This is a genomic window from Amycolatopsis sp. NPDC004368, from assembly GCF_053602515.1.
Genome location: NZ_JBSGDT010000048.1, coordinates 1 through 14,250, shown reverse-complemented (window position 1 = coordinate 14,250; position 14,250 = coordinate 1). Strand labels below are relative to the sequence as shown.

The window sequence follows — 14,250 nt, the reverse complement described above, 5'->3', positions numbered from 1 at the left end:
GCGCGGCGGTTGCGCGTGACCGCGCGGCGCGGCAGCGGGTGGCACCGGGCCGTGACGACGTTCCAGCGCCGCGTCGCCAACCCCGTGCTGTCGCGGCTGCCCGGTCAGACGCTGCTGGAGACCACGGGCCGCAGGTCGGGGCTCCCCCGCCGCACGCCCATCGGCGGCCGGCGCAGCGGAGCCGAGTTCTGGCTGGTGTCGGAGTTCGGCACTCGCTCGCAGTACGTCCGCAACCTCGTGGCCGACCCGCGGGTCCGGGTGCGCCTGCGCGGGCGCTGGCACCGCGGCACCGCCCACGTGCTGCCCGAGGACGACGCGCGGGCACGGCTGAAGTCGTTGCCCCGCCTCAACAGCGCGGGCGTGCGGGCGCTGGGCAACAACCTGCTGACGGTGCGCGTCGACCTCGACTGAGCGCGGGCGGGTAACGCACCCACCCCCAGCACGCCGTGGACCTCGGGCAGTTGACACGGTCGGTTTTGCCCGACCATGCTCGCGGGCGGGCGCGGGGTGCCCCCGGACCGGTGGGAGGCACGGCCGTGACGGTTCTCGGGTGGCTGCAAAGCCGGGACAACAACCTTTCGGCGCTGCGCCGCACGGGCCGGGCCGCGATCGTGCTGCCGTCGTTGTTCGCGGTCGGCAACCTCGTGCTCGGCGATGCCGTCACCGGCCTGTTCGCCTCCGTCGGCTCGGTGGCGCTGCTGCTGTTCGTCGACTTCGGTGGTCCGATTCGCGACCGCGTGTTCGCCCAGGGTGCACTCGTGCTCGCCGGTGGTGCGCTGATTTCCCTGGGCACGCTGGTGTCGCGCACCGTCTGGCTCGCGGCGGCCACCACCGTGGTGGTGGCGTTCGTGGTGCTGTTCGCCGCGGTGGTGAGTTCGGTGCTCGCGAGCGCGACGACCTCGCTGCTCGTGTCGTTCATCCTGCCCGCGTCGCTGCCCGGCTCGCTCGCGACGCTGCCCGACCGGCTGCTCGGCTGGGCGATGGCCGGGGTCGTGTCGATGGTCGCCATCGCCGTGCTGTGGCCCTCGCCGGTGCGCAACCCGCTGCGGATCGCGACGGCCCGCGCCTGCGCGCTCCTCGCGCAACGCCTGCGGACCGAAGTCGAGTGCGTGCGCTGCGGTTTCCTGCCGAACCTGGTGGCGGAGGTGGACGACGTCGTCGCGGAGTCGAGCGCCGCGGTCACCGCGCTCCGGCATTCGTTCTTCGGCACGCCCTACCGGCCGACGGGGCTCACGACCTCGACCCGCACGCTCGTGCGCCTCATCGACGAGGTCGTGTGGCTCGACGAGATCCTGGCCCGGATGCCCGTCGCCGAGGGACACGGCGCCACGACGGCGGCGGTGTCGGAGGTGAAGCTGGCCGCGGCCGTGCTGCTGGACCACGGCGCCGGGCTGCTGCAAGCCGCCGCGTCGGCGCCCGACCACCTGCTGACCGAACTCGCCCGGCTGCGCGCGGCGCGCGAGGCGATGGAGGTCGCGGTGACCTCGGCTCTGCCGGCGCCGGACACGGCGGAGTTCGTGACCTCGCTCGAACCGAGTTTCCGCGCGCAGGAAATGAGCTTCGCGATCACGGCGATCGCGCAGAACATCGAGCTGACGGTGGCCGCGCGCCGGCGCAGCTGGTGGGAGCACCTGATCGGCCGGCGGCCGGACGGGACGGGCTCGGCGTGGACCTCGGTGCAGGAACGCACGGGCGCGCACGTCGCGTGGAACTCGGTGACCCTGCACAACAGCGTGCGCGGCGGGATCGCGCTCGGGTTGGCCGTGCTGGTCGCCGGGCTGACCGGCGTGGAGCACTCGTTCTGGGTCGCGTTCGGGACGATGGCGGTGCTGCGGTCCAACGCGCTGAGCACCGGGCAGAGCGCCGTGCGCGCCCTGCTCGGCACGGTCGCCGGCATCGTGGTCGGCAGCGGCCTGATCCTGGTGCTCGGCCACGACCCGAGGGTGTTCTGGGTACTGCTGCCGATCGCGGTGGTGTTCACCGGGCTCGCCCCGGCCGTGATCTCGTTCGCCGCCGGGCAGGCCGGGTTCACGGTCGTGCTGCTGCTGTTGTTCACGCTCATCCAGCCGGCCGGGCTGCAGCTCGGGCTGGTGCGGGTGGAGGACGTGGCGATCGGCTGCGCCGTGAGCCTCGTGGTCGGGTTCGTGTTCTGGCCGCGCGGCGCCGCGGCCGAGCTGCGGCGCACGGTGGCCGACGCCCTCGCCGACAGCGCCCGCTACCTGCGCGAAGCCGTCGAGTACGGCGTGAGCCGCTGCGACGCGCTCGTGCCCGCCACGACCGAGCCCGGTGAGGAGAGCCGGCGCGCCGCCGCCGCGGCCCGGCGCCTCGACGACACCTTCCGCGGTTTCCTCACCGAACGCGGCCCCAAGCAGGTGCCGCTGGCCGACGTCGCCGCGATGATCACGGCCGTCGCAGTCCTGCGCCTCACCGCGGAAGCCGTGCTCGACCTCTGGCGCCGCGACGCCGGGGGCCCGGGCGGCGACCGCACCGCGGCCCGCGCCGAAGTGCTCGCCTCGGGTGACGAAGTCGCGCACTGGTACGAGGCCACCGCCGCCGCCCTCAGGGGCTCCGGCACCGTCCCGCCCGTCAAGTCGCGCGACCCGGCCGCCGACGCCCGCTTGCTCACCGCCGTCCACCGCGACCTCTCGGGTCACGACCACCAGGGCACGGCGACGGCCGTGAAGATGATCTGGACAGCCGACCACCTGGACGCGGCACGCCGGCTGCAGCCCACGTTGTCGGGCCCGGTCACGACCGCGGCGCGGCACACGTCGTTGTTGGGCTGAGGTCGAGCGTCCGTCTGTTTCGCGGACCGGGGCGCGGTGATCAGGGGGACCCGATCACCGCGCCCGCGCGCCGATCGCTATTCGGTCGCCTTCGTGACCAGCGTCGACAGGCCCTTGCCCAGTGCCTCGATGACCCCCGCGACTCCGTCGCCGGCCTGGTGCCGCTCGGCGAGCCACGCGGCGTCGTTGTAGGTCACGTGGGCCGCACCCTGCTCGTCCTCCCAGGCCAGGGCCTTGAGCGGCAGGTCGAGGCCGCTCGTCGGCGCGTCGGCCAGCAGCGGGGTGCCGCCCTTGCCGTGGCCGAAGACGAGGAGCTGCATCGGCCGCAGCTGCAGTCCCGCGGCCTCGGCGTTGGCGGCGTGGTCGATGCGCGCGAACACGATCAGTCCCGCGCCTTCGGCCAGCTGCACGAGCCGATCGATCGTTTCGCCCACCGGACGGCTGCTCGCCACCGTCACCAGGCCTTCTCCCGCCATCGTTGTCTCCCTCGTCCGCGACGAATTCCCAGGTGGACGCTACTCCCGGCGCGTTATTCCCGATCGGGTGGGAAAACCCCGGCCTTCCCAAGGGCTGGTTGCCGCTGCCGAGTCCCCGCGAACCGGCGCACACTGCGAGTGGCAGCCCGAGCGGAAGGACGCGTCTCATGGCAGGTGGACCCTTGCTCGCCGTCGCTCTGGAAGGGGCGGGCTGGCACCCGGCGGCGTGGCGGGAGCCGGCGGCGCGACCGGCCGAGCTGCTCACGGCCGGGTACTGGACCGACCTGGTTCAGGAGGCCGAAGCGGCGAAGCTGGACTTCGTCACGTTCGAGGACTTCCTGTCCCTGCGCACCGGGGTGGAGGACCGTGCGGACGTGGTCCAGGGCCGGCTCGACGCCGTGCTGATCGCGTCGCGCGTCGCACCGCTGACCTCGCGCATCGGGCTGGTGCCGACGGCGGTCGTCACCCACACCGAGCCGTTCCACCTGTCGAAGGCGATCGCGACGCTCGACTACGTCAGCGGCGGACGCGCGGGGGTGCGCGTGCAGGTGTCGCGCGACGACGCGGAATACCGCAACTTCGGGCGACGCTCGCCGGGCGGGACCACCGACCTGTTCGCCGAGGCCGCGGACTACGTCGAGGTGCTGCGGCGGCTGTGGGACAGCTGGGAGGACGACGCGGAGATCCGCGACGTGGCCACCGGCCGGTTCGTCGACCGCGACAAGCTGCACTACATCGACTTCGAGGGCCGCTGGTTCTCGGTGAAGGGCCCGTCGATCACGCCGCGGCCGCCGCAGGGCCAGCCGCCCGTCGCCGCGCTGGCCCACACGGACGAGGCCTACCGGCTGGCCGACCAGGCGGCGGACGTCGTCTATGTGACGCCGCACGACCGGGCCGAGGCCGCGAAGATCCGCGCCGGCCTCGACGAACGGCTGCGGGTGTTCGCGGATCTCGTGGTGTTCCTCGACGACGAGCCGGGGGCCGCGGCCGCCCGCAAGGCGCGGCTCGACGACGTCGCAGGGGCCGAGTACACCTCCGACGCCGCCGTGTTCACCGGCACGCCCGGCGAACTCGCCGACCTGCTGCTCGACTGGCACGCCGCGGGCCTCACCGGCTTCCGCCTGCGCCCGGGCACCGTGCCCGACGACCTCACCGCCGTCACCCGCGGTCTCGTGCCCGAGCTGCGCGGGCGCGGTGCGTTCCGCCACGACTACGAAGCCACCACGCTGCGGGGCCTGCTCGGCCTGCCGCGCCCCGCGAACCGCTACGCCGCCTGAGGAGGGACCCGATGCCGAAGCAGATCCACCTCGCCGCGCACTTCCCGGGTGTCAACAACACCACCGTGTGGAGTGACCCGGATGCGGGCAGCCACATCGAGTTCAGCTCGTTCGTGAAGCTCGCCCAGACGGCCGAGCGCGCCAAGTTCGACTTCTTCTTCCTCGCCGAGGGCCTGCGGCTGCGGGAGCAGAACGGCCTCATCTACGACCTCGACGTGGTCGGCCGGCCCGACACGTTCACCGTGCTCTCGGCACTGGCCGCCGTCACCGAGCGCATCGGGCTCGCGGGCACGATCAACTCCACGTTCAACGAGCCGTTCGAGGTGGCCCGGCAGTTCGCGTCGCTCGACCACCTCTCGGCCGGGCGCGCGGCCTGGAACGTCGTGACGTCGTGGGACGCCTTCACCGGCGAAAACTTCCGCCGCGGCGGCTTCCTGCCGCAGGACCAGCGGTACTCGCGCGCCGAGACATTCCTGCGGACCGCTTGGGAGCTGTTCGACTCGTGGCGCGGCGACGAGGTCGTCGCGGACAAGGCGAGCGGCCGCTTCCTGTCCGACGCCGGAGCCGGCGCGTTCGCCCACCACGACGGGCACTTCACCATCGAGGGCCGCTTCCCCGTGCCCCGCGCGCCGCAGGGCCGCCCGGTCACCATCCAGGCCGGCGACTCCGAGGAGGGCCGCGAGTTCGCCGCCGCCACCGCCGACGCCATCTTCAGCCGCTACGGCACGCTGGAAACCGGACAGCCCTTCTACCGGGACGTGAAGGGCCGCCTCGCCAAGTTCGGCCGGACCCCGGAGGAGCTCGTCATCCTCCCCGCCGCGACCTTCGTCCTCGGCGACACCGACGCCGACGCCCACGAGAAGGCCCACGAGGTGCGGCTGCAGCAGGTCAGCGAGCAGACGGCCGTGAAGTTCCTCGAGCAGCTGTGGAACACCGACCTCTCCGGCTACGACCCGAACGGCCCGCTGCCGTCGTTCGACCCGGCCGTGGGCGACGACCTCATCTCGAAGGGCCGCGCCAGCGTCCGCATGTACCGGGACCCGCTGGCCACCGCGCAGGAGTGGCGTCAGCTCGCCGAAGCCAAGGGGCTCACCGCGCGCGAGGTCGTCGTCGAGGTCACCGGCCGCCAGACCTTCATCGGCTCGCCGGCGACCGTCGCGACGGCCATGGACGACCTCGTGCAGAACGACGCCGCCGACGGCTTCATCCTCGTGCCCCACGTGACGCCCGGTGGGCTCGACGAGTTCGCGGACACGGTCGTGCCCCTGCTGCAGGACCGCGGCGTGTTCCGGACGGAGTACTCCGGGCCGACGCTGCGGGACCACTTGGGACTTTCCCGGGCTTGACGTCTCGTCGTTGGGCCAACTCAGCGGTAGTCCACTGAGGACTTCCTGTTTGCCGATGTCGTCGGCTTGCGAACTTTGCGGACGGTCGTGTTTGCTGACGATTCCGCGTGGGCACGTGCCACACCGTCCGGGTGAAGGGGTGTCGCGTTTGCTTGCCGCGAAGGCGGGTATCCGGAATCGTTGTCGTGCAACGAGAACGGAGGACGCCATGACCATGGCCGAACAGGAGCGCCGCCCTCGAGCGGACGTGGACGAGGAACCCGCGCCTCGGCGAGCTGAGCTGCCCGTGCAGGGCCGCTGGGAGACCGGTAACGAGATCCGTATTGCCGCGCAGCGCGCTGGTCGTGAATGGCAGCAGCCGGAGACGGACTGATCCCGTCTGGTCGAGCTACTCCCCGTCCCCGAATTTACCGCACTCCGTGGGTGAGCTTTGTGCAAGCTCTGGCGTTGCGTTCTTGTTGTCCTTTGTAGACTATGCTGTGCTTTGAGGCTTCGGATCGGGGTGCCGGGAGGGGCCTGGCTGTAGTCGCCGTTGGTGAGCCGACTTGCGTTGGTCAGTGGACAAAACCCTGCGGGTCCGGCTGTGGTCCCCCTGGTGAGCGGACCTGCGTTGGTTAGTGGACAAAGCCGGCAGGCGCTCGCGCCACCACGGGCCGCGTGACGAGGTGCTCGGTCGGGCAGACTGGAGCAGCTGGTCACCGAGGAGGGAGCCGGATGAGTCGGTACGCGCGTTTCGAGCACCTGAGGGTCGATGGCCCGGACGAGGACGGTGTCGTCGAGCTGGTGCTCGACGGGCCGAACCTCAACGCCGTGAGCGAGGGCGCGCACGGGGACCTGGCCGAGGTGTGGCGCGAGTTCGATCGCGACCCGGCCGTGAACGCGGTGCTGCTGCGCGGCGAGGGCAAGGGGTTCTCCGCCGGCGGCTCGTTCGACCTGGTCGAGATGCTGACCACCGACTTCGAGGTCCGCTCGCGCACCATGCGGGAGGCGCGAGACCTCGTCTACAACATCATCGACTGCTCGAAGCCGATCGTCTCGGCGATCCACGGGCCCGCCGTCGGTGCGGGGCTCGTTGCGGGCGTGCTCGCGGATGTGTCGGTGGTGGCGAAGTCGGCGAAAATCGTCGACGGGCATACGCGGCTGGGGGTCGCCGCCGGGGACCACGCGGCGATCTGCTGGCCGCTGCTGTGCGGGATGGCGAAGGCGAAGTACTACCTGCTCACGTGCCGGCCGATGACCGGCGAGGAAGCCGAGCGGATCGGCCTGGTCTCGCTGTGCGTGGACGAGGAGGACGAGCTCCTGCCGACGGCGAGGGACCTCGCGCGCGAGCTGGCGCTGGGCGCCCCGAACGCCATCCGGTGGACGAAACAGAGCCTCAACGCGTGGTACCGGCAGATCGCCGGCGCGATCTTCGACTCCTCGCTGGCCCTGGAGTTCTACGGTTTCGCCGGCCCGGAAGTGCGCGAGGGTCTCGCCTCGCACCGGGAGCACCGCAAGCCGGACTTCACGCGGGTTCGCGATGATGCCTGAGGCGTTGCTCGACGGACTGCGGGTGGTCGAGATCTCCAGCTACGTCGCCACTCCGTTGTGCGGCTTGACCCTGGCGCAGCTGGGCGCTGACGTCGTCCGGGTCGAACCCGTCGGCGGTGCGCCCGACCGCACGCGCCGGCCGCTGGCCGACTCGGGCACCAGCCTGTACTGGAGCGGGCTCAACAAGGGCAAGCGCGCGGTCACGGTCGACTGGGCGTCCGAAGTGGATCGTGCGAAGGTGGCTGACCTGGTCGTCCACGGTGGACCGTGTGTGGTCGTCACCAACACCGACCGGTTTCCCGAGCTGACCTACGCCGCGCTGTCCGCCCGGCGCGCCGACGTGATCCACGCGCTGCTCGAGGGTCGCGGGGACGGGGGCGCCGCGGTGGACTACACGGTGCAGGCGGCCACCGGGTTCCCGCTCGTGACCGGGCCGGCCGACGTGCCCGGTCCGGTCAACCACGTGCTGCCCGCGTGGGACATCGCCGCCGGCCTCTACCTCGCGACCGGCCTGCTCGCCGCCGAGCGACGCCGCTGCGCCACCGGCGAAGGGGCCGCGCTGCGCGTCGCGCTGGAGGACGTCGCCCTCGCCACCGCCGGCAATCTCGGGTACCTCGCCGAAGCCCAGGTCACCGACCACGTCCGGGCCAAGTCCGGCAACGACATCCACGGCACCTACGGTCGAGACTTCACCACGGCCGACGGCGTGGCCGTGGTGATCGTCGTGCTGACCGAACGGCACTGGACGAAACTGCTCGCCGCCACGGGTCTCACCGCCGCGTTCGCCGCGCTCGGCGAAGCCCTCGGCCTGAGCTTCACGGGCGAAGCCGCCCGCTTCGAGCACCGCGATCTCATCTCGACGCTGCTCGCTCGCTGGTTCGAGGCCACGCCCTTCGCCGACGTCGCGAAGGCTCTCGACGACCACCGTGTGCTGTGGCAGCGCTACCGCACGTTCGCCGAGGTCGGCCGCGATCCGGCGCTGGCCGAGCAGGATCTGTTCGCCGCACTGGACCAGCCCGGCGTCGGCCCGCACTGGGCGCCGAAGTCGCCTGTCTTGGTCGACGGCATGCGCGCGGCGCCGAGCCCGGCCCCGTCGGTCGGCCAGCACAACGCGGAGGTCTTCGGCGCCTAGCGGTCCTTGTTCACCACGCGCAGCACGAGCCACTGGTCGAACCACGCCGCAACCGTCGTGACCACCAGCAGCATCATGCCGAGGATCAGGTGGGTGTAGCTGTGCAGCGGCGCGACGCTATCGGTCACCCGCGTCAGCACGACCTGCACGACCAGCCGCGCGACGAACAGCGCCGCCACGAGGCCGAGCGCCTGCTTGCGCCGCCAGATCGCGCGCAGCAGCTGCCGGCGCCGCATGAGCATCGTCGACCACAGCACCGCATGGACGCCGAGCACCGCGAGCGGCAGCAGCGCCACCCAGGGGTAGCGGTCCTGGAACTGCGCCGTGAAGTCGCCGCTGGCCGCCAGCAGGCCCACGAGCACGAAGTACCACGCCGGCAGCCCGGCGATCCGGCCCTGCGGCAGTCGGTGCGCCTCGGGTGTCTCGGGGATGAAGTCCGTCTTCAGCATCGGGTCTCTCCGTCCGTCGCGTGCGGATGCGTCGACACTCGCGGATCACGCACCGGCGAAGATCGACCGCGCGGACGAACCTCGAGCGCCGCCTCATCCCTCAGGACGAGGCCGGCCTCCACAGTCGGCTCAGCCACGACGTGGCCGCCGCCTTCGTGGCCTCGATGCGCGAAGGAGCGACCAGGCTCTGCGCGACGAGATGGCCCGAGCCGCCGCCGAGGCCGGCGCCCGGGTGGGTCGAGGCGCCGATGTGCCAGAGGCCCGGGACGGGCGTGCGGTGGTGGGCGGCGCTGGGCAGGGGACGCCAGAGGAAGCTCTGGTCGAGCTCGGCGGATCCGCCGTACGGATCCCCGGCGACGGCGTTCGGGTTCGCCGCCGCGAGGTCGGGCGGGGTGATCACGTCGACGGCCAGCACCGTGTCACGCAGGCCGGGTGCGTGGCGGGCGACGCGGTCGAGCACGCGGTCGGCGTAAGCGCGGGCGAGGCCGGGTGTCCAGCCGGCGGTGACGTCGAGCTCGCCGGCTGCGTCGCCGGACGGGGCGAAGGGCGTTTCCTGCAGTTGCAGCCACAACGCGCCCGCGCCCGCGGGGACCCGCGACGGGTCGAGCAGGTACTGCTGGCCGACCACGACCGTCGGGTGTTCGGGCAGCAGGCCGGCTTCGGCTTGGGCACAAGCGATGCCGGTGCTGGCCGAACCGTCGGTGACGTGGACGAGCGGGATCTCCCGCAGCCGCTCGTCGCGCCAGTCCGCCGGCGCGGAGAGGGCGACGTGGATCTGCATTTCCGCCCGGCCGTAGCGGAAGCGGCGGGTCTCGTCGGCGACCGCCGCGGGCACGGACTCCGCCGGAAGCAACGAACCGTAGAGCGCCGTCGGCGTGACCGACGCGACCACGGCCCGCGTGGCGCGCAGGGTCTCGCCGCCGGCCACCACGCCGGTCGCGCGGCCGTTCTCGACGACGATGCGCTCCACGGACGCGCCCGTGCGGATCTCCACCCCGCGTTCTTCGAGCAGCGATCGGAACGCGTCGACGAACCGCCCGGCCCCACCCTCGACCACGGGCAGGCCGAAGCCGTGCAGGGTCGCGGCGAGCACCGGCACCAGGAACCCGCCCGACGCCTGGTCGGGCGCGAGGCCGGCGTGCAGCAGCCACGGGATCCACAGGTGGTCGACCTCGGTGCCGGTGAACTCCCGCGCGCACCACGACCGGCCGCTGCTCACGAAGTCGCGCAGCCACCGCTCCGTGCCGCCCCGGCCGAGGCCGCGCGCGAGCCCGCCGACGTGGCACAGCAACGCGGGGGACCGCAGCTCCGAGCCCAGCAACCCGCCGACCGGGCCGGCGTGGTCGAGGAAGTCCTGCAGCGCCTTCAGGTACCGGCCGCGGTCCTCGGCGTGCGCGAACCGCGCCGCCGTGCGCTCGGGATCGCGGTGTGCGACCACGACGCGCCCGTCGTCGGCGATGCTCGCGACCAGTGGCCCCTCGGTGTTGCGGTAACCGAGCCCGTGCCGGTGCAGGTCCTCCCCCAGCGCCGCGTACGCGCCACCGGAGACGAACAGCGGATGCCAGGACGAGTACGTGTCGTGCAGGTAACCCGGCAGCGTGCGTTCCTCGCTCGCGATGAACCCGCCGAGCCGCTCGTTGCGCTCCACGAGCGTGACCGACCAACCGGCGCCGGCCAGCTCGGCCGCGGCGACCAGCCCGTTGACGCCGCTGCCGACCACGATCGCGTCCGGCATCTCCTGCCCCCTCACGCCAGGTGCGCCCGCACCGACTGCCGCTGCGGATCGGTCCAGCCCTTCGACGCGGCGTAGGCGATCATCTTCCCGAACGCCTCCGTCCACTGTGGATCGTCGGCCGGGCCCGCGCCCCGCAACCAGGCCACCGTGAGCCAGGCGTGCCCGTCGGCCGCCGTGCCCGCGCCGGCCGCCCGCAGCGCCGAGTCGACGTCGGCCTCGGTCACGTCCTCGGCCCGTTCGACCGACAGGGAGGTCAGCTCCCCGACCTCGACCACCGTCGCTCGCCGCTGTGCGCTGATGACGACCTTCACGCCGTGTTCTCCTCTCCGACCCGCTCGCAGCAGGTGCGTGCCGCCGAGTCTGCCGCACCGGCCGGAGGTGAGGGTGTGACTTCGGCCGGCGGGATCTACGACTTCGCGCGCAGACCGGACAACAGCTCCTCTGCCGCCCGCTGATCGTCGGCGCACGGCTCGAACGTCGAGGACGCCTTGGTGCACGAACGCGTCATCTCGAGGATCTCGATCGTGTAGTCCTCCAGGATCTCCCGGCGGCCCAGCGTTTCCCCGGCGCGGTGCTCGGGATCGTCGTACCAGGCCCGCATGTGCTCCTCGGTCTCGAAGTACGCGATCGCCGGCTCCCGGCCGCCCGGCACGTCGACCCGGTGCAGCGCGACGAACCCCGGCACCTCGCGGGCCCGCTCGAACATCCGCAGCTGCCGATCGTCACAAGTACGCAATGCGTCTTCCTGGTGCGCTCCCCGCGCGATCCGGCTGCCCGTCGCGCGAAACGGATGGCCCCGCGGCGGCGGCCGGGTGAGACTTCCACACACCACATCGGCAGCGCACCCACCAAGGAGTGGCCATGGTCAAGCCCGTCGCCGACGGCTCGGGGTTCAAGCTGGGGCTGTTCTCGGCCAACTGCTCGTCCGGGCTGGCCGTGACGAAGATTCCCGAGCGCTGGTCCGGGAGCTGGGAGGACAACCTGCGTCTGGCCGAGCTGGCCGACGAGGTCGGGCTCGACTTCCTGCTGCCCATCGCGCGCTGGATCGGCTACGGCGGCGAGACCAACTTCCACGAGGGCGTGCTCGACCCGAGCACGCTGGCGGCGGCGCTGCTCGCCCGCACCCGGCGGATCACGGTGTTCACCACCGTGCACACCGCCTTCACCCACCCGGTGGTGGTCGCCAAGCAGCTCGCCACCGCGGACCTGGTCGGCGCCGGCCGTGCGGGGATCAACATCGTCGCCGGCTGGAATGAGCCCGAGTACCGGGCTCTGGGCGCCGACCTGCCGACGGAGCACGACGCCCGTTACGCACTCGCCCAGGAGTGGTGGGACATCGTCCGCCGGATCTGGACCGAGGACGGCCGGTTCGACCACGACGGACGCTTTTACCAGCTCGAAGGCGTCGAGGGGATGCCCAAGCCGCACGACGGGCCGCTGCCGGTGCTCAACGCCGGCTCGTCGAAGCAGGGACGCGGCTTCGCGGCGCGCAACGCCGACGTCGCGTTCACCATCGTCGGCGGGCCCGAGGACGGTGCCGGGATCGTCGAGTCGATCCGGGCCCAGGCGAAGCGCGAGTACGCACGCCAGGCCGGCGTGTTCACCCTCGGTCACGTCGTCTGCCGTCCGACGCGCGCCGAGGCCGAGGAGTACCTGCACTACTACGCCACCGAGCACGCCGACTGGGTCGCCGTCGACAACCTCATGCGGCTGCAGGGGCTGCACGCCCAGTCGTTCACGCCGGAGATGCTGGAGACGTTCCGCGCTCGCTTCGCCGCCGGCCACGGCAGCTGCCCCCTGATCGGCACGCCCGACGACGTCGCGGACCGCATCGCCGCGTTCCACGAAGCCGGGTTCGCCGGGATGACGCTGTCTTTCGTGGACTACGTCGGCGAGCTTGGCTACTTTGCCCAGGAGGTGCTGCCGCGCCTGGAGGCCCGCGGGATCCGGGCCCCCGCCGGCTGACGCGACGGAGAGGAGCCGCCGGTGACCGTGCCGCATCCGGGAAGCTCCGAGCTGCTCGCGCCTTCGCTGCGCTCCACCCGGCTGGCCGACCTGCGCGACCGGGTGCAGGACGCCACCGTGGTGCACGAGATCGGCGTCCGCCGCGGCCGCCCGGACGGCACGGTCGCCGTGGCGGCGCTCGGCGCGCTCAACCTGGTCGTGGTCCGCTACGGCGCCCAGGTGACCGTGGACGCCTTCCCCACCCGCAACCGCTTAGCGCTCACCGTGCCGCTGGGCCCGATGCGGGTTTCGGCGCCGGACGTCACGGACGAGGTGCTCACGTCCGGCTTCGCCCTCGCTGCCGACGCACACACGGTCATGCGCCCCGATCCCGACGCCGGCGCGCTCGTGTTGTCGGCACGCATGACCCGCGTCGAAGAACACCTCGGCACGCTGGTGGGGCACCCGCCGCGCGCCGCGCTGCGGTTCCTCCCGCCGAGCGCACCGGCGGCGGGCCCGCCCGCTCTGCTCGACTCCGCGTGGCGCACGGCCTGCCTGGCGCTGGCCGACACCCGCGTGCCCCTCGGACCGGCCGTGCTTCGGGCTCTGGAAGACCAGTTGCTGACCGCGGTCCTGCTCGGGCTCCCCCACACGTCGTCGGCCGAACTCCTGGCGGGTCCCGCCACCGCACCGGCCGACGCGGTCGACCGCGCCCGCGCGTGGCTCGAAGAGCACTACCCCGAACCGCTGACCGTGGCGGACATCGCCCGCGTGGCCGGCCTCGGCCCGCGCCAGCTGCAAGCGCGGTTCCACCACCGCCTCGGCACGACCCCGACGGCGCTGCTGCGCGACGTCCGCCTCGGCCACGCCCACCGCACCCTCCTCGGCGGCGAAGGCGGAAGTGTCGCGCAGGTGGCGAGTTCGTGCGGGTTCACCCACCTGAGCCGCTTCGCCCAGGACTACCGCGCACGGTTCGGGGAACTGCCTTCGGAAACGGCACGCCGGGCGCGGTGACCACAGTGGACGGTCACTGCTCGCTGTGCACCGGCCGCAGCCCCCGCGCGATCTCGGCGACCAGCTCGGAGGAGCGCCGCCGGTCCGCGTGGTCGAACACCGGCGTGGTGATCATCGGCTCGTGCGGCCCGGCCCGGTCCAGCAGGTCCTGCAGCCGCTCCCCCACGGCCGACGGCGCACCCACCACCAGGTGAGCGCACCGGGCCAGGATCTCCTCGGGATCCAAGCCGGCCAATCCCGCGGCGGCCGTTTCCGGCTCCGGCAACAGGATCCGCCGACCGTGGTGGCGGCTGAGGATCTTCAGGCGCGGCTCCGGCGAGCCACTCTGCGTCCACATCGGTGTCCGCTGCGATCACGGCGACGCTGAGCAAGGTCGGGCACACCGTGATCCGCCGTTACTCGGCGAGCGCCTCGACGGCGCGGCGGGCGCCCAGGTGGTGGGCGAACGCGTAGGGCAGGCCCAGCTCCCCCCCGTTACCTTTTTCGTAGTTCCTGATCAAGGAGCTGTGGTCACCAGACCCGGCATGACTAACGCCCCCAGTCGAACCCATGATCCGGGGG

General features: G+C 72.5%; 15 protein-coding genes. 9 read left to right on the top strand and 6 right to left on the bottom strand.

The annotated features are described in order from the left end of the window. The first annotated feature begins 51 nt into the window (after window positions 1-51). On the top strand, window positions 52-411 hold the full coding sequence (locus ACWEOE_RS38245) for a nitroreductase/quinone reductase family protein (protein ID WP_452018061.1): 360 nt from the start codon (window positions 52-54) through the stop codon (window positions 409-411). Between the two features lie 125 nt (window positions 412-536). Further along, window positions 537-2,786 (top strand): FUSC family protein, encoded by a 2,250-nt coding sequence (locus ACWEOE_RS38240; protein ID WP_452018059.1) that lies wholly within the window; start codon window positions 537-539, stop codon window positions 2,784-2,786. A gap of 77 nt (window positions 2,787-2,863) precedes the next feature. Here the strand turns inward: ACWEOE_RS38240 and ACWEOE_RS38235 are convergent, their stop codons facing one another. After that, window positions 2,864-3,262 carry a DUF302 domain-containing protein gene (locus ACWEOE_RS38235; RefSeq protein WP_452018057.1) on the bottom strand — a complete coding sequence of 133 codons (399 nt, stop codon included), beginning with the start codon at window positions 3,260-3,262 and terminating at the stop codon, window positions 2,864-2,866. Between the two features lie 167 nt (window positions 3,263-3,429). Between ACWEOE_RS38235 and ACWEOE_RS38230 the strand changes: the two genes are divergently transcribed. The 5 genes from ACWEOE_RS38230 (at window position 3,430) to ACWEOE_RS38210 (ending at window position 8,547) form a co-directional block, all read left to right on the top strand. Then, complete coding sequence (locus ACWEOE_RS38230; protein WP_452018055.1) at window positions 3,430-4,539, top strand: LLM class flavin-dependent oxidoreductase; 1,110 nt, start codon at window positions 3,430-3,432, stop codon at window positions 4,537-4,539. Between the two features lie 11 nt (window positions 4,540-4,550). Beyond that, complete coding sequence (locus ACWEOE_RS38225; protein WP_452018053.1) at window positions 4,551-5,885, top strand: NtaA/DmoA family FMN-dependent monooxygenase; 1,335 nt, start codon at window positions 4,551-4,553, stop codon at window positions 5,883-5,885. Window positions 5,886-6,093: 208 nt separating this feature from the next. Further along, complete coding sequence (locus ACWEOE_RS38220; RefSeq protein ID WP_452018051.1) at window positions 6,094-6,258, top strand: hypothetical protein; 165 nt, start codon at window positions 6,094-6,096, stop codon at window positions 6,256-6,258. A gap of 341 nt (window positions 6,259-6,599) precedes the next feature. After that, window positions 6,600-7,415, top strand: coding sequence for an enoyl-CoA hydratase/isomerase family protein (locus ACWEOE_RS38215; RefSeq protein WP_452018049.1), 816 nt, complete (start codon window positions 6,600-6,602; stop codon window positions 7,413-7,415). Next, window positions 7,408-8,547 carry a CoA transferase gene (locus tag ACWEOE_RS38210; RefSeq protein WP_452018047.1) on the top strand — a complete coding sequence of 380 codons (1,140 nt, stop codon included), beginning with the start codon at window positions 7,408-7,410 and terminating at the stop codon, window positions 8,545-8,547. The genes ACWEOE_RS38215 and ACWEOE_RS38210 overlap by 8 nt, the downstream gene beginning before the upstream one ends. On the opposite strand, the gene ACWEOE_RS38205 is transcribed toward ACWEOE_RS38210, so the two are convergent. The 4 genes from ACWEOE_RS38205 to ACWEOE_RS38190 all read right to left on the bottom strand — a co-directional run bounded on the left by ACWEOE_RS38205 (window position 8,544) and on the right by ACWEOE_RS38190 (window position 11,467). Further along, window positions 8,544-8,996, bottom strand: coding sequence for a hypothetical protein (locus ACWEOE_RS38205; RefSeq protein ID WP_452018045.1), 453 nt, complete (start codon window positions 8,994-8,996; stop codon window positions 8,544-8,546). The two genes, ACWEOE_RS38210 and ACWEOE_RS38205, sit on opposite strands and share 4 nt — an antisense overlap. Window positions 8,997-9,096: 100 nt before the next feature. Continuing rightward, entirely contained in the window at window positions 9,097-10,731 is a 1,635-nt protein-coding gene (locus tag ACWEOE_RS38200; RefSeq protein ID WP_452018043.1) for a phytoene desaturase family protein, read from the bottom strand. An 11-nt stretch (window positions 10,732-10,742) separates the two neighbouring features. After that, window positions 10,743-11,042, bottom strand: a complete 300-nt coding sequence (locus tag ACWEOE_RS38195; RefSeq protein ID WP_452018041.1) for a hypothetical protein — start codon at window positions 11,040-11,042, stop codon at window positions 10,743-10,745. 95 nt (window positions 11,043-11,137) lie between these two features. Further along, window positions 11,138-11,467: an antibiotic biosynthesis monooxygenase family protein gene (locus ACWEOE_RS38190; RefSeq protein ID WP_452018039.1), complete on the bottom strand. Its 330-nt coding sequence runs from the start codon at window positions 11,465-11,467 to the stop codon at window positions 11,138-11,140. A 125-nt stretch (window positions 11,468-11,592) separates the two neighbouring features. Between ACWEOE_RS38190 and ACWEOE_RS38185 the strand changes: the two genes are divergently transcribed. Continuing rightward, entirely contained in the window at window positions 11,593-12,696 is a 1,104-nt protein-coding gene (locus ACWEOE_RS38185; RefSeq protein ID WP_452018037.1) for an LLM class flavin-dependent oxidoreductase, read from the top strand. A gap of 21 nt (window positions 12,697-12,717) precedes the next feature. Then, complete coding sequence (locus ACWEOE_RS38180) at window positions 12,718-13,689, top strand: AraC family transcriptional regulator (RefSeq protein WP_452018035.1); 972 nt, start codon at window positions 12,718-12,720, stop codon at window positions 13,687-13,689. 13 nt (window positions 13,690-13,702) lie between these two features. Here the strand turns inward: ACWEOE_RS38180 and ACWEOE_RS38175 are convergent, their stop codons facing one another. Then, window positions 13,703-14,026 carry a hypothetical protein gene (locus ACWEOE_RS38175; RefSeq protein ID WP_452018033.1) on the bottom strand — a complete coding sequence of 108 codons (324 nt, stop codon included), beginning with the start codon at window positions 14,024-14,026 and terminating at the stop codon, window positions 13,703-13,705. Window positions 14,027-14,250: the final 224 nt, after the last annotated feature.